The sequence below is a fragment of the Actinoplanes sp. NPDC051411 genome (genome assembly GCF_040682075.1).
Classification (GTDB): domain Bacteria; phylum Actinomycetota; class Actinomycetes; order Mycobacteriales; family Micromonosporaceae; genus Actinoplanes.
In genome coordinates, this window is record NZ_JBFBAD010000014.1 from 1 (window position 1) to 20,355 (window position 20,355).

Annotated in this window: 19 protein-coding genes, 1 tRNA gene and 3 pseudogenes; 8 read left to right on the forward strand and 15 right to left on the reverse strand. The window is 70.7% G+C overall.

Features of this window, described 5'->3' with window-relative positions; translation table 11 throughout:
* Positions 1-44 precede the first annotated feature (44 nt).
* From AB0M88_RS10250 to AB0M88_RS10260, 3 genes are all read right to left on the reverse strand, one after another.
* Positions 45-989, reverse strand: a complete 945-nt coding sequence (locus AB0M88_RS10250; protein WP_364098437.1) for an NmrA/HSCARG family protein — start codon at positions 987-989, stop codon at positions 45-47.
* 332 nt (positions 990-1,321) lie between these two features.
* Entirely contained in the window at positions 1,322-1,591 is a 270-nt protein-coding gene (locus tag AB0M88_RS10255) for a hypothetical protein (protein ID WP_364098440.1), read from the reverse strand.
* A tRNA-Asn gene (locus AB0M88_RS10260) sits at positions 1,591-1,666 on the reverse strand. Before AB0M88_RS10260 ends, AB0M88_RS10255 begins: the two co-directional genes overlap by 1 nt.
* Before the next feature lie 185 nt (positions 1,667-1,851).
* Here AB0M88_RS10260 and AB0M88_RS10265 point away from each other — a divergent pair.
* Positions 1,852-2,076: pseudogene (locus tag AB0M88_RS10265) on the forward strand (hypothetical protein); the annotation flags it as partial.
* 192 nt (positions 2,077-2,268) lie between these two features.
* Here AB0M88_RS10265 and AB0M88_RS10270 read toward each other — a convergent pair.
* From AB0M88_RS10270 to AB0M88_RS10315, 10 genes and pseudogenes are all read right to left on the reverse strand, one after another.
* Positions 2,269-3,240 (reverse strand): hypothetical protein, encoded by a 972-nt coding sequence (locus AB0M88_RS10270; RefSeq protein ID WP_364098443.1) that lies wholly within the window; start codon positions 3,238-3,240, stop codon positions 2,269-2,271.
* A 528-nt stretch (positions 3,241-3,768) separates the two neighbouring features.
* Positions 3,769-4,905 (reverse strand): YihY/virulence factor BrkB family protein, encoded by a 1,137-nt coding sequence (locus AB0M88_RS10275; RefSeq protein ID WP_364098446.1) that lies wholly within the window; start codon positions 4,903-4,905, stop codon positions 3,769-3,771.
* A gap of 174 nt (positions 4,906-5,079) precedes the next feature.
* Positions 5,080-5,889: an ABC transporter permease gene (locus tag AB0M88_RS10280; RefSeq protein WP_364098448.1), complete on the reverse strand. Its 810-nt coding sequence runs from the start codon at positions 5,887-5,889 to the stop codon at positions 5,080-5,082.
* Positions 5,890-5,915: 26 nt separating this feature from the next.
* Positions 5,916-6,674, reverse strand: coding sequence for an ABC transporter permease (locus tag AB0M88_RS10285; RefSeq protein ID WP_364098451.1), 759 nt, complete (start codon positions 6,672-6,674; stop codon positions 5,916-5,918).
* Position 6,675: 1 nt separating this feature from the next.
* A complete protein-coding gene (locus AB0M88_RS10290) occupies positions 6,676-7,599 on the reverse strand; it encodes an ABC transporter ATP-binding protein (RefSeq protein ID WP_364098454.1) in 924 nt (307 codons plus the stop codon).
* A 112-nt stretch (positions 7,600-7,711) separates the two neighbouring features.
* Entirely contained in the window at positions 7,712-8,236 is a 525-nt protein-coding gene (locus tag AB0M88_RS10295; protein ID WP_364098457.1) for a hypothetical protein, read from the reverse strand.
* Positions 8,233-10,119: a DNA primase gene (gene dnaG, locus AB0M88_RS10300; RefSeq protein WP_364098727.1), complete on the reverse strand. Its 1,887-nt coding sequence runs from the start codon at positions 10,117-10,119 to the stop codon at positions 8,233-8,235. The genes AB0M88_RS10295 and dnaG overlap by 4 nt, the downstream gene beginning before the upstream one ends.
* An 87-nt stretch (positions 10,120-10,206) precedes the next feature.
* A pseudogene (locus AB0M88_RS10305) lies at positions 10,207-10,899 on the reverse strand (LAGLIDADG family homing endonuclease); the annotation flags it as partial.
* Positions 10,888-11,079, reverse strand: a pseudogene (locus AB0M88_RS10310) (CHC2 zinc finger domain-containing protein); the annotation flags it as partial. The pseudogenes AB0M88_RS10305 and AB0M88_RS10310, both read right to left, overlap by 12 nt.
* Before the next feature lie 11 nt (positions 11,080-11,090).
* Positions 11,091-12,305 (reverse strand): deoxyguanosinetriphosphate triphosphohydrolase, encoded by a 1,215-nt coding sequence (locus tag AB0M88_RS10315; RefSeq protein WP_364098460.1) that lies wholly within the window; start codon positions 12,303-12,305, stop codon positions 11,091-11,093.
* Positions 12,306-12,349: 44 nt separating this feature from the next.
* Between AB0M88_RS10315 and AB0M88_RS10320 the strand changes: the two genes are divergently transcribed.
* Positions 12,350-13,921, forward strand: coding sequence for a methyl-accepting chemotaxis protein (locus AB0M88_RS10320; RefSeq protein WP_364098463.1), 1,572 nt, complete (start codon positions 12,350-12,352; stop codon positions 13,919-13,921).
* 9 nt (positions 13,922-13,930) lie between these two features.
* Here the strand turns inward: AB0M88_RS10320 and AB0M88_RS10325 are convergent, their stop codons facing one another.
* Positions 13,931-14,284, reverse strand: a complete 354-nt coding sequence (locus AB0M88_RS10325; RefSeq protein ID WP_364098466.1) for a VOC family protein — start codon at positions 14,282-14,284, stop codon at positions 13,931-13,933.
* 330 nt (positions 14,285-14,614) lie between these two features.
* On the opposite strand from AB0M88_RS10325, the gene AB0M88_RS10330 reads away from it, so the two are divergent.
* From AB0M88_RS10330 to dusB, 5 genes are all read left to right on the forward strand, one after another.
* Positions 14,615-14,962 carry a hypothetical protein gene (locus AB0M88_RS10330; protein ID WP_364098469.1) on the forward strand — a complete coding sequence of 116 codons (348 nt, stop codon included), beginning with the start codon at positions 14,615-14,617 and terminating at the stop codon, positions 14,960-14,962.
* Positions 14,963-14,982: 20 nt separating this feature from the next.
* Positions 14,983-15,960, forward strand: coding sequence for a DUF4388 domain-containing protein (locus tag AB0M88_RS10335; RefSeq protein ID WP_364098472.1), 978 nt, complete (start codon positions 14,983-14,985; stop codon positions 15,958-15,960).
* Positions 15,961-16,005: 45 nt separating this feature from the next.
* Positions 16,006-16,494 carry a roadblock/LC7 domain-containing protein gene (locus tag AB0M88_RS10340; protein WP_364098474.1) on the forward strand — a complete coding sequence of 163 codons (489 nt, stop codon included), beginning with the start codon at positions 16,006-16,008 and terminating at the stop codon, positions 16,492-16,494.
* Positions 16,495-16,559: 65 nt separating this feature from the next.
* Positions 16,560-16,931: a hypothetical protein gene (locus AB0M88_RS10345; RefSeq protein WP_364098477.1), complete on the forward strand. Its 372-nt coding sequence runs from the start codon at positions 16,560-16,562 to the stop codon at positions 16,929-16,931.
* A gap of 51 nt (positions 16,932-16,982) precedes the next feature.
* Positions 16,983-18,116 carry a tRNA dihydrouridine synthase DusB gene (gene dusB / locus AB0M88_RS10350; RefSeq protein WP_364098480.1) on the forward strand — a complete coding sequence of 378 codons (1,134 nt, stop codon included), beginning with the start codon at positions 16,983-16,985 and terminating at the stop codon, positions 18,114-18,116.
* 74 nt (positions 18,117-18,190) lie between these two features.
* On the opposite strand, the gene AB0M88_RS10355 is transcribed toward dusB, so the two are convergent.
* Complete coding sequence (locus AB0M88_RS10355; protein ID WP_364098483.1) at positions 18,191-19,258, reverse strand: hypothetical protein; 1,068 nt, start codon at positions 19,256-19,258, stop codon at positions 18,191-18,193.
* A gap of 329 nt (positions 19,259-19,587) precedes the next feature.
* On the opposite strand from AB0M88_RS10355, the gene AB0M88_RS10360 reads away from it, so the two are divergent.
* Positions 19,588-20,256: a hypothetical protein gene (locus tag AB0M88_RS10360; RefSeq protein WP_364098486.1), complete on the forward strand. Its 669-nt coding sequence runs from the start codon at positions 19,588-19,590 to the stop codon at positions 20,254-20,256.
* Positions 20,257-20,355 lie beyond the last annotated feature (99 nt).

Genomic DNA, 20,355 nt, shown 5'->3' on the forward strand with positions numbered 1-20,355 from the left:
GATCCGGGCCTTCGGCCCGGAACCCCCTCTCCCAACTGTGATCGTCAGGCGGCGGCCGGGAGGCGGTAGCCCTCGGCCAGCCATTCACGCAGCGAGCGGACCTCGGGGGTCAGCTCGCGCACCCGGGCGGGGTCCCGCGGGGTGGTGAACTCGTCGGCGAACTCGGTGTAGTACTGCAGCATGTTGCCGAACTCCTCGGCGCCGGGGAATCCGAACGCCCGGAACTGGTCGTGGGTGACCGGCCGGTACTCGACCGACTCACCGAGCGCCTCGCCCAGCGCGTCGGCGATCTGCTTTCCGGTGACGATGTCGCCGGCCACGCTGACCGTACGGCCGATGAACTCCTCGCCGCGCCGGAAGATCGACAGCGCGACCCGGCCGATGTCGGCCGAGGCGATGCCGGCGATCGGGGCGTCGCCCATGGGGATCGTCAGCAGGAGCCGTCCGTCGCTCCCGCGGGTGGGCGCCAGGGCGTCGGCCAGGTTTTCGTAGTAGAACGTGGTGCGCAGGAACGTGGTCGGCACCCCGGCCTCCCGGAAGAACGCGTCCGCCTCGGCCTTGGCGTCGAAGTGCGGCACCTTGTACTTGCCGAGCAGCGTCGGCATCCGCGGGTCGTCGACCGGGATCAGCTCGCGGGTGTCCTCCAGGGTCGACCAGACCACGTGCTTGACCCCGGCCTTGCGGACGGCGTCGATCAGGTTGTGCACGTACTGCTGCTCCCGCTCGGGGTCCATGTGCGTCCAGAAGTCGGTGACCAGGAACGCGCCGTCGGCACCCTCGAACGCCTCGGCCAGGCCCCGCGGGTCGGAGTAGTCCGCCGTCACCACCTGCGCGCCGAGCTCCGCCAGCTCCCGCGCCTTCGCCGAGGTCACGTCCCGGGTCAGCGCCCGCACCGAGAACTCGTCCCCGCCATCGGCCAGAATGGCGCGCACGACCCCGCTACCCTGAGCACCGGTCGCACCCACCACCGCGATCGTCTTGGCTGCCACTGCCATCACTCCTCAGCTCCCGTGATCCGCTGTGGACCACTGCCCCGCACAACCGCGCCTCCCGCCAGTTTCTTTCAAATTTTAAATATCTGTGCGCACCGTCACTTGCCCGGACCGGCGATCCGCTCTCCGCTGGGCGCAGCGCGACATCGAGCACGATGGCCCGGTTCCGGCCGGAGTCGATGGAACGCTGGCCGAGGCGCTGAAGCTCGCCGGCGACGACCGCGACGATCTGGGCACGGCCTCCCGCGCGTCGACGCCCTGGGGGCCGCTGCGGATCCCCGGGCGCTCTCGGCGTGCCGGCCGAACGGGTCCCGCCAGGGCCGGACGACCTACTCGGCGGCGATCCGGCCGGGCAGGCCAACACGCTGATGAAGCACGGGTTGGTCAGCGAGCAGCAGGGCCGGATCGACGAAGCCCGCGGCTACGCGACGCGCCCGCCGGCCGGCGACCACCGCGAGGCGCTGGTCCACATCCGAGCGGCGATCATCCGGCACCGGGAGTTCGGCAACCGGTACGGCGAGATGTCCGCCTGGGCTGAAGATCATTTCGGTTGCCGATCGGTGATCATCACCGCGGCCGGGGACGAAACCCCTGGTCATGGCTCCCGCAATAGGACTCGAACCTATAACCTGCCGGTTAACAGCCGGCTGCTCTGCCAATTGAGCTATGCGGGATTGCGCTTGGCACCCGCCCTTCCTGGTGCCGGGGAACAGAGTACATGACCCCCGGGCGTCCGGGCCAAGGGGTTCCCCCGGCGCGCCGCTCCCGGTGGAAACTCGGTGCGCAGGAGTATCCGACCAGGAGGATGGGTATACCCGGAGTGACGCAGGCGCGTCACCGAACGGAAGGAGCCGCCATCATGCGCGGAAAGCTGATGTTCATCACCGGTCTCGCGGCGGGCTTCGTCCTGGGCAGCCGTGCCGGCCGGGAGAAGTACGAGGAGATCCGGGCGAACGCGAAGAAGGTCTGGGAGAACCCGACGGTGCAGGAGGCTGCGGGGGTTGCTCAGGCGCAGGCCACCAAGCTCTACAGCGAGAGCAAGGACAAGCTGCAGTCGTCGAAGCTGGGCGAGAAGCTGCAGTCGGCGACCACGACGTCGTCGTCGTCGTCCAACTCTCACCCGCTGAGCTCGTCGAACAGCACGGCGTCCGGCAGCACTGTCTGATCTGCCGGATTCGTCGAAGGCCGCTCCCCAGCCCCCGGGGGCGGCCTTCGGCATGCCGGGGAGAGGAATTTCGAGCTGTCGCGCGAGGCAGCGTTCGTTTGAAGACCGACGCTATCGCGCGGGGCAGGGCTCGTTTTCCGGCGCGAGGCCGAGGGCGGCGAGCTCCGCCCGGAGGTACGCCAGGTCCGACGCGATCTGTTCGGCCGAGGGGTCGTCGACGTGCGGGGCCAGCGTCAGGTATTCGGTCTGGGGGCCGTCGGGGCCGAGCAGCGTGGCGAGGGCGGCGCGCCACGCGTCGAGCCGGGGGCCCGGGGCGGCGGTGAGGCGCACCTCGATGATCGAGAGCCCGGAGTCGGTGAGCATTTCCAGGCCGGCGACCGGGTCGTCCCAGGTGCGGGTGACGTGGTCGAGGTCCAGGCGCACGCCGAGGCGGTCCTTGTCGATGCGGGCGAGCGCGGCCACGGTTTCCTCGGGACTGTCGACCGCGTACCCGGAAGCGGTGTGGAATCCGACCCGGACCGCGCGTCCGGTCTGCCAGGCGATGTCGGCGAGGCCGCCGGAGAGGCGGCGGAGGATGCCGGCGCCGGTCTTGGCGGTCTCTTCGTCCCAGTCGGCCTTCGGTGCGAGCCCGATAGTGCTGACGGCGCCTCGGACGGCGTCGTCGGGCAGCAGGTCGACGAGGACGCGGGCGAGGTCGAGGGTGTATTCGCGGCGGGCCGGCTGGTTCCAGCCGGGCTGAGGGTCGTTCTCGCCGTCGTCGGGTTCGGACCGCTCGCCGCCGCCCTCGATGAAGGGTGAGCCGTTCTCCTCGTCGAAGGACAGTCCGCTCAGCGTGACGACCTCGAGCCGTCGGGCGTCGAGTTCGGCACGCAGCCGGGTGCGGATCCGTGCTCCGGTGGCGAGGGCGGCGGCGAGCGCGGGCGGAAGCCAGAGGCTCACGCCGAGGGAGTCGGCACCGATCATGGTGCGAACCGCGGCATAGGTGTCGAGTTGCCCGATCACCTGGGCGACCCGGCGGGCGGGCCGGGGGGTGATCTCGTAGCCGAGGTGCACGATGCGGCCGGTCGGGTGTCGCAGCCGCATCAGAGTCCTCCTCGAACCAGGGCGCCGGTGCATCTGCACGTGCATCCGCGCGTGCTAGCTGATCCAGTATGGACCATGTGGGCCCCGATGCTCGATTCGCGCGCCGTGGACCGACGGGTTGCCATGACGCCCTCCATCCGTGGGTCACTTGCCCACGGATACGAGCGTCATGCGCCACCGGGATCAGCGGCGTACGGTCCGTGCGACGCGGTGACCGGCCCGAACATGATCCAGGAGGGCCTGCGAAATCGGCATCCATGGATGACTGAGGCGTCGGTGACCAGCCGGTAAGAGTGTTTCTTGGCAAGGCGCCACGCCTCAGTGACTGAGTATGGATGTGCGCCAATTGCATACTCGGACACGCACGCGACGATCACTCGTGCGGGTGCACCTGGCGGGCCGATTTCGGGTCATCGGGCGCCGGCCCGCACCAACTGGCCCGCCCTCGGGCCAGTCAGCACCGCGCCGCCAATCCTTCTGATCAGGGCGGGCCGGCCCGGCCGGGGCGCGGCCCGTGGCCGTACGCGGTCAGCCCGCGCTCAGGCCGTGCTCGCTGCCCTTCTTGAGCTTGCGGTCGTCGCGCAGCTCGAGGAACGGCTCGTCGTCCGGGTCGTGGCCGGCCGCGATCGCCCGGCCCCGCTCCAACTCGGCGTCGAGCTCCGCGCCGAGCAGGATCGCGATGTTCGAGATCCAGAGCCAGACCAGGAACGCGATGACCCCGCCGAGCGTGCCGTACGTCTTGCTGTAGTTGGCGAAGTTGGCCAGGTAGATCGCGAACGCGCCGGACGCGGCCAGCCACAGCACGACCGCGAAGATGCCGCCTGGGCTGACCCAGCGGAACCCGCCGGTCTTGGCGTTCGGGGAGGCCCAGTAGAGGATCGCGAACATCAGACTGACCAGGACGATCAGGACCGGCCACTTGGCGATGTCCCACGCGGTCACGGCGACGCCCCCGAGGCCGAGCTTCTTGCCGACGACCTCGGCCAGCGAGCCGGTGAACACCACGATGAACGCGGAGACGATGAGCATCACGCCGATCACCGCGGTCACGCCGACCCGGATCGGCAGGGTCTTCCAGATCGGCCGGCCTTCCGGTACGTCGTAGACCGCGTTGGACGCCCGCATGAACGCCGCGACATAGCCGGAGGCCGACCAGAACGCCAGAACGATACCGATGATCGCGGCCAGGCTGGCCGTGCCGCTGTCGTTGACCTGGCCGATGACGGTGTTGACCAGATCCTCGATCTGCTTGTTGCCGGCGATCTGGTTGACCGTGTCCTGGACCGTGCCCTTCCCGTTCGGGCCGAGGAAGCCCACGATCGACACCAGCACCAGCGCCCCGGGGAAGATCGACAGCACGCCGTAGTAGGTGAGGGCGGCGGCCCAGTCGCCCAGATTGTCGATCGAGTATTGCTTGAAGGTGCGCTTGACCGCGGCCATCAGCCCCTTGCCGCGCAGCTCGGACGGCTTGTCCGGGCCGGCGTCGGGCGGCAGCGCGTTGGAGGTGCCGGGGTCCCGGCCGGGGGTCTCGGTGGTGGCGGCCGCCTCCAGGTCGAAGTCCCGCTTCCCGCGCTCGCGGGCGTCGTCGGCCAGGTTGGCGTCCCCATCGGCGTGACGCTCGTCGGCGTGACGCTCATCGTGATTCCGGTGACCAAGAAGTTTCATCGCGGGCCCCTCCGGCACGACAGTCGGCTGTTCGCACGGCCGCCGCCCGGGCGGGCCCACTCCCCGCCCCCGTGCGACACCGGCCTGACCAGGTCATGCCCGCTCCGCCGACCCCCTAACCAAACCCGGTGACGCACCGTGCGCGATTCATGCCTCCGACGACCCGGATGTCCGTTACTTGCAGAGCAGGGTGTTCATGCGGCGGCCGGCGACGGCCAGCCCGGCCGCCAGGAGGGCCACCAGATAGGCGACGTCGATCAGCTGGGGGTGGCCGAACGTGCCGGTGCTCAGGCCCCGGATCAGGTCGACGGCGCGATAGAGCGGCGAGAACTCGACCAGCCAGCGGAGCGCGACCGGGTAGGCGGTCGGCGGGACGAAGGTGCCCGAGAAGAGGAACAGGGCGAACTGGGCCGAGGCGATCAGGTCGAACTCCTGCCAGCTGCGGATCAGCGTGGACACGGTCATGCCGAGCGCGCCGAAGGAGAAGCCGACCAGGATCGTCGCCGGGAACATGGCCAGGGCGTGCGGGGCCGTGGTCAGGTCCATCAACACCATGATGACCAGGAAGGCGCCGGAGTAGAGGGTGCCGCGGACCATCGCCCACCCCAGCTCGCCGAGGGCGATCTCGATGGGGCGTACGGGTGTGGCGAGGATGCCCTCGTACAGCCGCATGAACTTCATCTTCCCGAAGAAGTTGAAGGTCGTCTCGGACAGCGCGCCGGTCATGGCCGAGGACGCCAGCATCGCCGGCGCCACGAACTCGGCGTAGCTGACCACCCGCCCGCCGGGCAGCGTCAGGTCGCCGATCAGCGCGCCCACCCCGACCCCGATCGAGAACAGGTAGAGCACCGGCTCGACGAAGCCGGAGATCATCACGATCCAGTAGGCCGAGCGGAGCGCGGCTACGTTGCGCTCGGCGACCCGGGCCGAGCGCCGCCCGGTGCCCTCGAAGGACACCAGGCGCGGCAGAACAAGTGTCACCACGGTCGAGCCCCTCCCCAGAAACGCACTCAGACGACGAGCCGGCGACGGAACCGGCGATGGGCGATCCACCAGCCGGCGGCACACCAGGCGAGCAGATAGGCGACGTGCCACAGGCCGGCCCAGCCGGGCGCGCGGCCGAGCGTGGCGTCGCGGCTCAACTCGACGCCGTGCGACAGCGGCAGCACCCAGGCGATCCACTGCAGCGGCACCGGCAGCGACCCGACCGGGAAGAACACCCCGGAGAACAGCGACATCGGCAGCACGGCGAAGCGCAGCAGAATGGCGAGATAACTGTCGCTGGTGACGGTGGCGCTGTAGGCGGCCGTCGGCGCCGCCACCGCGAACGCGGCGAGCACCGAGGCGACCAGGGTCAGCGGCGCCCACCACGAGTGCAGCGAGCCGAAGAGGCCGGCGATCACCAGGAAGACGCCGGCACTGGTCAGCACCCGGAAGACGATGAACGCGAGGTGGCCGCCGAGGATGTCGGCGACCCGCAGCGGGGCGGCCGCCTGGGCGAAGTAGACCTTCAGCCACTCGAAGTTGCCCAGCACCGGCCAGGTCGCCTCGCCGATCGCGCTCTGCACCGCGGTCGAGGCGATCAGGCCGGGCACGATCCAGTCGAGATAGGGCGCGCCGTCGATGCCCTGATTGACATAGGAACCCACGCCGAGGCCGAAGCCGATCATCGTGAGCAGCGGGACGACCAGCGAGGACAGGGCGCTGCCCCGCCACGTGCGCCGGTAGTTGACCAGGTGATATTCGAGTACGTAAGCGCCGGGCGTCATCTCAGTCCACCAGGGTGCGGCCGGTCAGGTGGAGGAAGACGTCCTCCAGGCTGCTGCGGCGCACGAGCACGCTGGCCGGGCTGAGCGAGCCCCGCTGCACCTCGGCCACCGCGGCGTCACCGTCGGGCACATAGAGCAGGATGCGGTCGGGAAGGACCTCGAGTCGCTCAGCCAGCGACTGGAGCTTCTCCGCGTACGCCTCCTGGCCGTCACCGGCGAACCGGAGCTCGACCACCTCCCGGGTCGAATAGCGCTCGATCAGCTCGCGGGGCGACCCCTCGGCGACGATGCGCCCGGCGTCCATCACCACCAGCCGGTCGCACAGCTGCTCGGCCTCGTCCATGTAGTGCGTGGTCAGGACCAGCGTGACGCCCTGCTGCTTGAGCCGGAACAGCCGCTCCCAGACCAGGTGCCGGGCCTGCGGGTCGAGGCCGGTGGTCGGCTCGTCGAGCAGCACGATCTCGGGCTCGTTGACCAGCGCCCGGGCGATCGTCAGCCGGCGCTTCATGCCGCCCGACAGCGGCTCAACCTTGCTGTCGGCCCGCTCGCTGAGCTGCACGAAGTCGAGCAGCTCGTCGGCCCGGCGGCGGGCCACCTTGCGCGGGATGCCGAAGAACCGGGCATAGGTGGTCAGGTTTTCCCGCACGCTCAGCTCGATGTCGAGGTTGTCGAGCTGGGGGCACACGCCGAGCTTGGCCCGGATGCGCGGCCCGTCGCGGCGCGGGTCGAGCCCGAGGATCTCCAGGACGCCCTCGGTCGGCGGCGAGACACAGCCGATCATGCGCATGGTCGAGCTCTTGCCGGCGCCGTTGGGCCCCAGGAAGCCGAACGCCTCACCCCGCCGGACGTCGACGTCGATGCCGGCGACCGCGGTGAAGTCGCCGAACCGCTTGATCAGCCCACGCGCACGAATGAGGGAATCCACGCCCAGAACCCTAGAGGCCGGGTACGACAGATTTTCCGGCTCCGCCGCGCGACGGCACGGCTACCGCCTCCCGGCCGCCGCCCGACAATCACCGAGCCGGCGCGAGCACGGCTCAGTCGAGTGGGGTCATCGTGCTCTGGGCCGAGGACACCAGTTCGTCGGTCAGCTCGGTCACGGCGGGCAGGTCGACCGGGGTGCCCGCGTCGTAGCGGACGGCCCAGCTCAGACCGTTCTGCCCACTCACCCGGCGGCCGACCACGCGCACGCCACCGGTCGGCATCGGATGGTGGATCGTGTAGGCCACCGAGCGGGTCACCCGGCTGCGCACCTGGTCCGGCAGGTCACCGGGCTCGAGCAGCAGGAACGACACGACCGGCCCGTCGACCAGCACCGCGTAACCGGACCGGCTCTGCGCGACCTCGGCCGGAGTGACCCGCAACTCGCGGCCCGACCAGGCCGCCTTGTGGATCTCGTGCCAGCCGAGTCGTTTGCCGTCCGGCAGCCACAGCCCGCGGGTGGTCGCCACCAGCACCTTGCCGTCGTCGCCCACCGCGGCCCAGCTCAGGATCCGCTCATCGGGCTCCAGCGGTGGCCGGCGGTCGGCCGGAAGCTTGGGACGACGTCGAAAGAGGCTCACAGTCCACCTACTGCCTGATCGCGGAGGGCCCGCGCCTGCTGTTCCAGCGACACCAGATCGCCGGCGAGCGCGAAGTATTCATCCTTGTGGGCCACCGGGTTGATCCGCTGGATCTTCGACTTGAGATCACGGATGCGGGTGGTGACCGAGCCGACCTGGAGCCGGGCGAGCGTGACCTGCACATAGCGCGGGTCGACCACCCCGTCGGTGCGCAGCGGCTCGATCGCCAGCTCCGAGATCATCGCCTTGCCGCTCAGGTCGTCGCAGAGGTCGCGGACCTTCTCGATCCAGACCACGCCACCGGTCGACGCCGACTGCGCTCCCCCGGCCGCCTCGATCGCCACCCGGATCGCCTGGTAGACCGGGTCGGCGTAGTTGTCGGGGCCGACCGTGTCGTACATCGGGCCGGCCAGCACCGGCTCCTGCAGGGCGAGCTTGACCGACTCCCGCTCGACCAGACGCTGCGGCGATTCGGCGGCCGCCTTCGCCGACGTGGCGGGCGACGCCTCGGCGCCGCGCACCGCGGCATTCACCGCCCGCTGTACGGGCTCGAGCTCCATGCCCAGGTCGGCGGCGAGCTTCCGCGCGTACTCCGGGCGCTTCTCCCGGTCCTTGATCTTCGCCACCAGCGGGGCGGCCCGGCGCATCGCGTCGACCCGGCCCTCCACGGTGTCGAGGTCGAAGCGGGCGATCGTGTGCCGGAGCGCGAAGTCGACCAGCGGCTCCCGGGCGGCGATCATGTCGCGTACGGCCAGATCTCCCCGCGCCAGGCGCAACTCGCACGGGTCCATGTTGTCCGGACTGACCGCGATGAACGTCCGCCCGACGAACCGTTGGTCCTCCTCGAACGCCCGCAGCGCCGCCTTCTGCCCGGCCGCGTCCCCGTCGAACGTGTAGATGATCTCGCCGGTGAAGCTGTCCGAATCCATCAGCAGGCGCCGCAGCACGCCGATGTGGTCGATCCCGAACGCGGTGCCGCAGGTCGCGACCGCGGTCGGCTCGCCCGCCTCGTGGCAGGCCATCACGTCGGTGTAGCCCTCGACGATCACCGCCCGGCCGCGCTTGGCGATCTCGCGCTTGGCGTGGTCGATGCCGTAGAGCACGTGCGACTTCTTGTAGAGCGGCGACTCCGGCGTGTTCAGGTATTTCGGGCCGTCGTCATCGTCGAACAGCTTCCGCGCCCCGAACCCGATCACCTCGCCGCCCAGGTCGCGGATCGGCCAGAGCAGCCGCCGCCGGAACCGGTCGATCAGCGACCCCGAGCGCGCCGGCTTGGTGAGCCCGGCCGAGTTGAGTTCCTCGGCCGTGAAGCCCTTCTGCCGCAGGTGCTTGGCGAGCGCGTCCCACGAGTCGGGGGCGAAGCCACACCCGTACCGCTCGGCGGCGTCGCGGCCGAAGCCGCGCTGGGCGAGGAACTCGCGGGCCTTGCGCGCGCCCGGCGTGCCCAGCTGGTCGCGGTAGAAGTCGGCCGCCGCCACGTGTGCCGCGAGCAGCCGCTGCCGCTGCCCGCTCGGCGGCCGCGGGCCGGACGGCGCCGAGTTGTCGGTTTCGTAGCGCAGCTGAATGCCGGCCCGCGACGCCAGCCGCTCCAGCGACTCGGCGAACGACAGATGCTCGGCGTCCATCAGGTACTTGATCGCGTCGCCGCCCTGGCCGCAGCCGTGGCAGTTGCCGGTGAGGATGTTGTCCTCGAGGGCAAAGGCGTGGGTACGCTCGACCACTGGGCAGAAAACCTCTTCGACCTCGCCGTGGTCCTCGATCGCCTCGACGACCCAGCCGCGACGCTCGTACTTCTTGCGGACCGCGACGAAACGCTCGCGGTGGGCCGCGTTGAGGAAGAAGTCCGCAGGGAGGTCCTCACCCATGAGCGTGAGGCGATACATCGGCCCGGTATAGCCGAATTCACCGTTAGGCCGCTCCTGATCGGCGAACCCGGTTCGAACATATTCCCGGATGCCGTACGTGCCCACGCCGATCCGGGTGCAGAGGTCGCGAACGTATTCCAGGTGCTCGCGGTGAGCCGAGTTCAGCGAGATGCAGCTGTCGGCCGCAACGTCGCCGTCGGCCGCGAAATAGCCGGCCAGCCAACCGAACAGGTACGAGAGCGATTCGGTGAGCGGCGGCAGGTCGGTCTTGAAATAGGCCGGCAGGTCGGTGATGACGATCTTGCCCGGCGACGCGTAGGTGTCGCTGAGCGGAAACCACTTCAGCAGGTCACGGTCTTTGTCGCCGTAGAGCACAGCGATGCTGCCCTTGTTGAGCAGCGTGCCGTCGCCGAAGACGATCCCCCGGGCGATGCCGAACGGCGACAGCGGCAGGGAGTGCCCGCCATCGCGGGTCTTGAGGGCATGCGGGAACGCGTGCGCCAGGCGGTCGCCGATCTTGAGCTGGGAAGTCGTCCGCTCGAAGCGCTTGGCAACGCGCCGGCCGCCCTGCGGCCGCACGAACCACCGGTGCTCGGGAGTCGCCCGGATCGTCTTCTTGATCCCGTTGCGGCTCAACCGCACGTGAAGCAAAGGCTGCTCACCGAAGGAGAAGAACGGCGCCTCGACGAACCCACCACCCGTGGTGATCACCCGATGGCGGCCGCCGACCAGATCCCGGATCTCCCGGATGCCCTGGTCCGTGATCACCCGGGTTTCCCCGGCCAGGCAGTAATACACACCGCGAGCTGGGGAAACGTTGAAGGACGGGGTCTTCTCGTCGTGAAACGGGCAGAGGCCCTTCAGGTTGCCACCGCCGGCGGGGCGCAGGGTGACGGTTTCGCCGATGATGTCGGCGATGGTGGTCCGGTCCCGGACCAGCGCGATGTCCTCGTCCTTGACCCTTGCCACGGCAGACATCTTGCCTCGCGTCAGTCCGCCGCCGCCACCAGGGTCCGGTGCCAGGCCACGGCGGCGTGATCGGTGAGCGACGCGACCTGGTCGATCACCACGCGTAGTGCCGCGGCGTCACTCTCGGCGGATTCGAACAACGGCCTGAAGACCGGGTCAAACGCTTCCGGTGTACGCCGTAAGACGTCGACCAGCTCAACCAGGATCGTCCGCTGATCCTCGTACCATCCCTCGGCGGCCCGGGACCGCATCACGTACCGCAACGCCATGGCCTTGAGGAGCGCGCACTGATCACGGACAGTACGCGGAACGATGAGGTCGGCCTGGTAGCGCCGCACCGACTCGGTGCCGTAGTGGCTCTGGGTGGCACCGACCGCCGAGGCGACGAAACGGCCGGTCAGCACGCTGGTCATCCGTTTGAGGGCGACCTGGGCGTCGAATGTGCCGTCGTAATCCGCGACTGCCGTCACTACCGGATCGGCGAGCAGTGATTCCAGGGCCGGCAGCAGAGCGGCCGCCGGCTGCTCGGAGTAGGACGCGGCCGCGTCGGCGCAGAGCGCGGCCCGCTCGGCGGGGTCGTCGAGCAACGGGCGCAGCGACAGGTAGCCACCGTGTACGCCGTCCTCGACGTCATGCACCGAGTACGCCACGTCGTCGGCCCAGTCCATCACCTGGGCCTCGAGGCAGCGGCGTTCGCCGAGGTCGCCGGGGTGGATCCACTCGAAGATCTCGAGGTCGTCCTCGTAGACCCCGAACTTGCGGCGTCCGGACTGCCGTCGCCAGGGATATTTGCACGTCGCGTCCAGGGAGGCCCGGGTGAGGTTGAGGCCGGCGCCGGGCACCTTGGCCTCGAGCCGGATGAGCACCCGCAGGGTCTGGGCGTTGCCCTCGAAGCCGCCGCACGACTCGGCGACCACGTGCAGGGCCGCCTCGCCGTTGTGGCCGAACGGCGGGTGGCCGAGGTCGTGGGCGAGGCCGGCCACGTCGACGACGTCGGGGTCGCAGCCGAGGCGGGCGCCCATCTCGCGGGAGATCTGGGCGACCTCGAGGGAGTGGGTCAGCCGCGTACGCAGAAAGTCGTCGGAGCCGGCCGTGTGCACCTGGGTCTTGGATGCCAGCCGGCGGAAGCCGGCCGAGTGCAGCACGCGGGCCCGGTCGCGCTGGTAGGGGGTGCGCCCGTAGCCGCTGTCCTTGGCCGGTTCGGTGACCCAGCGCTGGGCGTCGGACACCGTCATGGTTTCACCCTAAGCGTGGCGTCCGAGATGCCGATGAGGAAGCCGTGGAGTCCGATTTGTCGGTAAAGCGCGGTCTGACGATTGTCGGCCGCCTCGTTGCCATGGTCGTGGCCGGCCTGATCTCGGTCGGTCTGGTGGTCGCCTTCGCGGTCTACAGCTCGTCGCGCCAGGCGGCCTCGACCCGCGAGATCGCCCGGATCAGCGACGGCATGTCGCATCAGTGGAACGCCGACATGATGCACGACGCCCTGCGCGCCGACGTCATGTCGGCGCTCTATGCCAAGAACGCCGCCGACCGGCAGGCCTACGCCGTGGACGAGATCACCGGCCACGCCTCGGACCTGCTCGACAACTACGACGCGGCGGCCGCCGAGGCCCCGGCCGACCTGCGCGACGACTACACCCGGATCCGCCCGCCGCTGGTGCAGTACACCCAGTCGGCGACCGGCCTGGCGGCGTCGCCCGACCCGGCCGGGCTGTCGGCTTACCTGAGCCTCTATCACCAGCTGGAAGCCGACCTGTCCCAGTTGGACGACGCGATGATGGCCGCGGTGGACGCGGCGAGCGCCCGCGGCACCCGGACCTCGCACACCAGTGATTGGATCATTCTGCTGGCCGGTGTGCTAGGTGCGCTGATCACGATCCTGGTCGGATTGCGCACACTGCAGGCGATCCGCGGTCCGCTGCGGCAGATGCTGGCCGGTCTGCGGGCCGCCGCCGGCCGCGACCTGACCGTCGAGGTGCCGGTCGTGCGGGGCGACGAGCTGGGCGCGATGGCCCACGCCCTCAACGACGCGCTCGGTTCGATCCGGACCACGGTGGCGGCCACGGCCGACCGGGTGGGCACGCTCATCGAGGCGAGCGGCGACCTGCGTACGCTCGCGGGCCGGCTCGACAACTCGGCCGAGCAGACGTCGTCGCAGGCCCGCACGGCCGACGCCTCGGCCCGCAACGTGTCGGTGACCGTGCACGACATGTCCACCGCGACCGGGCAGCTGGCCGAGTCGATCCGGGAGATCGCCCGGCAGACCTCGTCGGCCGCGACCACGACCAACGCGGCCAACCAGAGCGCCACCGAGACCGCCGGCGCGGTGGGCCGGCTGAGCGACGCGAGCCGGGAGGTCGGCGACATCGTCCGGCTGATCACCAACATCGCCGAGCAGACCAACCTGCTCGCCCTCAACGCGACGATCGAGGCGGCCCGGGCCGGTGAGATGGGCAAGGGCTTCGCGGTCGTCGCGACCGAGGTGAAGGACCTGGCCCAGGAGACCGCGCAGGCGACCAGCGACATCACGGCGAAGATCTCGGCGATCCAGGAGATGACCGAGGGCACCGCGGACGCGATCGCCCGGATCACCGAGATCATCACGGCGATCGACGACGGGCAGCGGACGATCGCGGCCGCGGTCGAGGAGCAGTCCGCGACGACCGACGTGATGTCGCGCAACGTCGCCGAGGTGTCGTCGGCGGCCGGCGAGATCAGCGGAACGCTCTCGCACATCACCGCCTCGACCGAGGAGACCGCCGAGGGCGCGAACACGACCCGGCAGTCGGCCGAGCTGGTCAGCAGCGCGGCCGGCGAGATCCGGTCCCTGATCGGCGAATTCCGCTACTAACCGCTTTTCTCAGCCCGTTTTCGAGGCGAGGACGCAGAACTCGTTGCCCTCGGGGTCGGCGAGCACCACCCAGGTGACGTCGCCCTGTCCGATGTCGACCGGGCGGGCGCCCATGTCGACCAGGCGCTCGACCTCGGCCTCCTGATCGTCCGGGCGCAGGTCGAGGTGGAGCCGGTTCTTCCCGGTCTTGGCGCTCGGCACGGGAGTGAACAGCAGGGCGGGAGTGCGGTCGCGGTCGCGGCGGATCTCCACCTCGTCGGGCGCCTCGTGCACGATGACATAGCCCAGCGCCTCGGCCCACCAGCGGGCGAGCCGGGCCGGATCCTCGGCGTCCACCACGATCTGCTCCCAGCTGCTCGGCATCGGGCCTCCTGCGCGTCACCGCAAAGTCATCGAAAAGTGGCGATCATGTTACGCGCCGCCGACGATTCCGCCGTCCCGCCGGGTGACCCCCGCACCGGCGCGAGCGGCACTGGCTCGGCGACATGACGACCCGGCGGCCCCGGGGCGCACCGGGAAAGCGGAAGCGGCCCTCCGGTGAGAACCGTCGACCATGACGCACACCGGGTGCGACCGGACGACGACACCTCGGCCCAGGATGGCCTGCGGTGACGGCGCGGCAGCACCGCCACCACGGGACAACAGCGCTGAGGGAGAAACGTGCCCGGCGTCGATCACTGCCTACAGGAGGCCATGGCGATACCTGGCGCGGTCGGCGCCAGCATCGTCGACTACACCACCGGCTTCCCGGTCGCCACGACGGGAGCCGCACCGAATTCCGATCACGAGGCCGCCGCAGCGGGCACGGCGGACGTGGTCCAGGCCGCGACCAGCCGATCGCTGTACGTCTCGGCCATGCCGCACGACCTGCTGGAAGACCTGATCATCACGACCGCCGGGGGCTACCACCTCCTGCGGATCGTCCAAACCGACTTCGACAGCCGGCTGGTGCTCTACCTCTGGCTGGACCGGCAACTGGGCAACCTCGCGTTGGCCCGGCGCCGGATGCAGACACTCGCCGCCGAGCTGGTCGCCCGATGACCCACCCGGACGGAGGAACCGTGTCGTCCTCGAAGGCGCCCGCCGACCTGCTCACCCGGGCCGCCGGCGAGCGGTGGACGGGCGCACTGGTGGTCGGCGGTCAGCCGGGCGGCACGGTCTACCTGGTCGAGGGCCGGGTCGTGCACGCCGAATCGCCGGCCGCGCCGGGCGTCGGAGAGCTGCTCACGTCGTCCGGCCGGCTGGCCGCCCGCACCTGGCAGAACGCGCTCGACCTGGGCACCTCGACCGCCCGGGTCGGCCGGCTGCTCATCGAACAAGGTCATCTCACTCAGGGGGAGCTGGAGCTGTGCGTGCTCGGGGCGATCTACGACGCCGCGTACTTCGTGCTGGCACCGGACGAGGCTCCGGTGGAGTTCCTCGAGGGAGCGGCACACTGGCTCGGGCCGATCGTCCACATCGACCCGGCCGCGGTGACCCGGGAGACCCGGCGCCGGGTGCGGCTGCTCGACGAGATCTTCCCGGACCGGCGGGTGGACACGGCAGCGGTCAGCCCGGTTTCCCGGCCGCCCCGGGAACGGATCTGGCTGACGGCTGGGCAATGGGAGCTGCTGGTCGCCGCCGACGGTCAGCGAACCCCGGCCGACCTGGCCCAACTTCTCGGACGGGCCGGCTTCGCGACGATCCAGGAGCTGCGCCGCCTGGCGGCTCACGGGCTACTCGAGCTTCCGGAGGTACGCGCGGAAGCGCCGGAGTTCGTCCGGCTGCCCCGGGCGGGGGGCACGGCGGTCGACGTCAAGCGGCCGGCGGTGCGGATGGACGACCCGCCCGTACCGGTGGTGAGCGCGACGGTACCGGTGACGCCGCCACCCGGCGAACCCGGCGTCAACGAGGGCGCCTTCCGTCCGCCCCGGCTGGCCCGCCGGAAACCGGGCGCCAAGTTACCGAAGGACCTGGCGGCCGAACCCCCGCCGGTCCACACCGGAACCGACGAAGTCCTGCTGAAACGCATCCGCACCGCATTACGGGCCCTGCGGTGACGCGCGCACCCCCATCCAGACCAGCCTGCTAAGGAGTGACCGAGGATGACGGTGGATCCGGCGGTGCTCGAGGAGCTCGACCGCCTCCGCGGGCGGATGCCGGAGCTGTCCGGCAGCGTGCTCGCCACCACGGACGGACTGGTGGTCGCGCACGACGCCCACGACATCGAGCCGGACAGCCTGGCCGCCCTCGCCGCCGCACACTTCGCGCTGGCCCGCCGCTTCGCACACGCGGTGAACCACGGGGATCTGCGCGAAGCGGTGGTCGAGTGCGACCGGGGCTACATCACCACGTACGCCGCGGGCCCGAACGCCCTGCTCACCCTCGTCACCTCGGGCGACGCCAACCTGGCCCTGGTGCATCTGGAGGCGCGCCGCTGCGTACGCCGTCTTGTGAAGATCCTGGCGCTGGAAGCGCAACCGCATCTCCGCCCCGAGATCCCGACGCAGTCGGGTCCGCCGACGCCGCTGGCCCGGCGCACCCCGATGGCAACGCTGTCCAACAACGTCCGCCGCCATCAGGCGGCGGGTTGAGGTCCCACCGGTACCGCCGCTGACCGGCGGACCGCCATCCCACCGCATTTACGGAGGACTCATCCATGGCTGACATGGACACCGCGCTCAAGGAAATCATGGAGATCGACGGCGCGATCGGTGTCGCCCTCGTCGACCACACCAGTGGCATGGCGCTGGGCACGATCGGAGGCGGCAAGGAACTCGACCTGACGGTCGCGGCCGCCGGCAACACCGACGTCGTGCGGGCCAAGCTGCGCGCGATGGAGATGCTCAACATCTCCGAGAAGATCGAGGACATCCTCATCACGCTGGACACCCAGTACCACCTGATCCGGCCGCTGACCAGCCGCGCCGGCAAGGGGCTGTTCCTCTATCTCGCGCTGCGGCGCGACCGCGCCAACCTGGCCATGGCCCGCCACAGCCTCCGCCGGGTCGAAAACGACATGGATGTCTGATTCCGGGCCGGCCTTTTCCGGGCCGGCCCGGCCCATGGCATCCTCGGATACGTGACTGCTTCCCTGACTCTCGGAAATCACGCCGTGAACCCGCCCGTGATCCTGGCCCCGATGGCCGGCATCACCAACGTGGCGTTCCGCCGGCTGTGCCGGGAGCAGGGCGGCGGCGTCTACGTCTGCGAGATGATCACAACCCGGGCCCTGGTCGAACGCATCCCCAAGACCCTCAAGATGATCGCGTTCGCCGACGACGAGACCTTCCGCAGCCTCCAGCTGTACGGCGTCGACCCCGACGTGACCGCGGCCGCCGTCCGCATGATCGGCTCGGAGGGACTGGCCGACCACATCGACCTCAACTTCGGCTGCCCCGTACCGAAAGTGACCCGCCGCGGCGGCGGCTCGGCCCTGCCCTGGCGCCGCCGCCTCTTCGGCCGCATCGTGTCGCAGGCCGCCTCGGCGGCGGCCGAGTTCGGCATCCCGCTGACGATCAAAATGCGCAAGGGCATCGACGACGACCACCTGACGTACGTCGAGGCCGGCCTGACCGCCCAGGACGCCGGGGTGGCGGCGGTCGCCCTGCACGCCCGCACCGCCGAGCAGCGCTACTCGGGCAACGCCGACTGGGACGCCATCGCCACCCTGAAACAGGCCCTCGACGTGCCGGTCCTCGGCAACGGCGACATCTGGGAAGGCTCCGACGCGCTGCGCATGGTCGCGCACACCGGCGTCGACGGCGTGGTGGTCGGCCGCGGCTGCCTGGGCCGGCCCTGGCTGTTCGCCGACCTTCAGGCCGCGTTCACCCAGGGCGCCTCCTACCAGCCGGTGCTGCCCAAGCTGGGCGAGGTCGCCGCCATCATGTCCCGGCACGCCGCCCTGCTGGTCGACGCCCTCGAAGACGAACGCCACGGCTGCGCCGACTTCCGCAAGCACGTAGCGTGGTACCTGAAGGGCTTCCCGGTCGGCGGCGAACTGCGACGCGCCCTGGCGATGATCGCGTCCCTGGCCGAACTCGACGACCTGCTCGGCAAACTCGACGCCGACGAGCCGTTCCCGGCCGAATCGCTGGGCCAGCCCCGCGGCCGCATCAACGCGCCGGGCAAGGTCTCGCTGCCCCACGGCTGGCTCGACAGCCGCGACGACGAGTCGGTCCCCCACGGCGCCGAGATGGAAAACTCCGGCGGCTGAAACGCCGCCGAGCCGCCCGTCCGTGGGCGGCTCTTCAGCGGCATCGGTTCACCGGCCAGCTGTTTGCCGGCGGCTCACATGCCGGGCGGCACCTGCTCGCCGCTGCCGGCCAGACCGGAGATCGTGGGCTCGGCCGGCGCGGTCGAAGGCTCCTCGGTCGCGGGCGCTTCCGTCGCGGTCGGCTCAGCCGCCGCCGGCCCTTCTGTCGTAGTCGCGCCGCCGGCCGTCGTGGTGGTGGGCTCCGGCGTCACCGTCGCGACGGGCTCGGTCGCCGGCGCGGCGGTCGGCTCGGTGGTCGGCGCGGCGGTCGGCTCGGTGGTCGGCGCGGTCGTCGGCTCGGCCCCCGCGGGCGCGCCGCCGGCCGTGGTGGTGGGCTCCGCCGGCGCCGCCGCAGTGGGCTCGGCAGTCGGCGCAGCGGTCGGCTCCGCCGCCGCGGGCGCCCCACCGGCCGTGGTGGTGGGCTCCGCCGGCGCCGTCCCAGTGGGCTCGGCGGTCGGCGCGGTGGTCGGCTCGGCCGCTGCCGGCGCGCCGCCGGTCGTGGTGGTGGGCTCCGCCGGCGCCGTCCCAGTGGGCTCAGCGGTCGGCGCGGTGGTCGGCTCGGCCCCCGCCGGAGCGCCGCCGGCGGTCGTTGTGGGTTCGGGTGTCGGGGTCGTGGTGGCAGGCGGCAGTTCGCCGGTCATCGGACCACTCGGGTTACCCGCCGGGCCGCCCTGGTCGCCGGTCGGCGCGGCCGGGTTTCCGGTCGGCCCGGCCGGGTTGCCCATCGATCCGCCCGGGTTGCCCATCGGGCCGCCGGGGTTGCCCATCGGGCCGCCTGGGTAGCCCGGGATGCCCATCGGGCCGCCGGGCCAGGCCACGCCGCCCGCCTGGGCGCCGCCGAGGCCGCCCATGGCGCCGCCCATCAGGGGCCAGCTCAGGTTGCCGTGGAACAGCACGATCAAGATGCCGGAGAGTCCGCCCGACACCTGCGGACCGCCACAGCCGCCGGGCGCGAGCGACTCCTTCATCGAGTCGCAGATCACGCTCGGGCTCATCCCCACTCCGTCGTCCGCGAACGCCGCCGTTCCCGGCCCGACGACCATCGCCGCCCCGGCCGCCAGCCCGATTCCGGCACGGCCCAGACTCCTGATTCCGCTTTTCATCACAATCCTTTCGAGAGGTCTTCGACCCGCAAAGCTCAGCACCACCCGACCACGATTTCCGGCATTCTCCAGAATTCGACACTAATTCCCGGACCTCGATATACGGCTGTGACCGCTGAGGTAAATGCACGACCCCGGGGCTGCATTTGCGCCGAAAACAAGCAGCTCAGGGGCATGGCCGGAGCCAACCCGGGTATATCGATCGGCTACCTGAAAATAATTCGGGCTCCCGAAAAGACCATTCAATTCGACAAGCCGATCAGCGGACCGATTTCGTGTCCGGCGACTCGATAAGTGGAGAGTCGGCGGCCGGTCGATAGGCTGGCCCGATGGGCGTGATGGGGTCGCCAGGCGACTTGCAGCCGTTGCCGGGGCTCGGGCTGCGGCAGGCCGGGCACGCGGTGCGGTTCGCGGCGCACGGCGAGTTCGAGACGCTGGTGATCGGGCCGGGGCTGGCCATGGTCGGGCCGACCGCCGCCGACCGGGCCGGGGCCAAGCTGGTCGGGGCCCATCTGCAGCCGGCCACGCCGACCCGCGAGTTCGCGGCCGCCGCCGCTCCCCTGTCCCGCGATCTGCTGGGCCCGCTCAACCGGCTCACCTGGGCGATGTCGCAACGGCTGTTCTGGCGGGCAGGCCAATCCTCGCCGAACGGAGGCGAGAGAGCTGGGATTGACATCCCTCGGCGAGGGGCGGCCGGCGCCCATTCCGTACGTGTACAGCCCCCACGTCGTCCCGACTCCTTGCGACTGGCCGCCGGATGTGCACGTCACCGGCTACTGGACGCGGGAGTCGCGGGCCGGGGGCAGTCAGCGGCTCATCGACTTCATCGAGGGCGCCGGCCCAGCGTCGATCCCCGCGAGAAATTCACCGCCCGGGCCCTGGCGAAGGCGCTCGGCGAGGCCGGCCGTCGGCAGAGCGCGGCAAGGCGGCTCGGTTCCGACCTGTTCACCGAGGACGGCGTGCGGACCGCGGTCGCCGTCCTCGAGCAACTCCCCTGATCAGGCGACCGCGGCCCAAGCGCGCCAGCCGGCCGCCGGACACCCCCCGGATCAGCCGACCACGGCCCAAGCCCGCCAGCCGGCCGCCGGACACCCCCC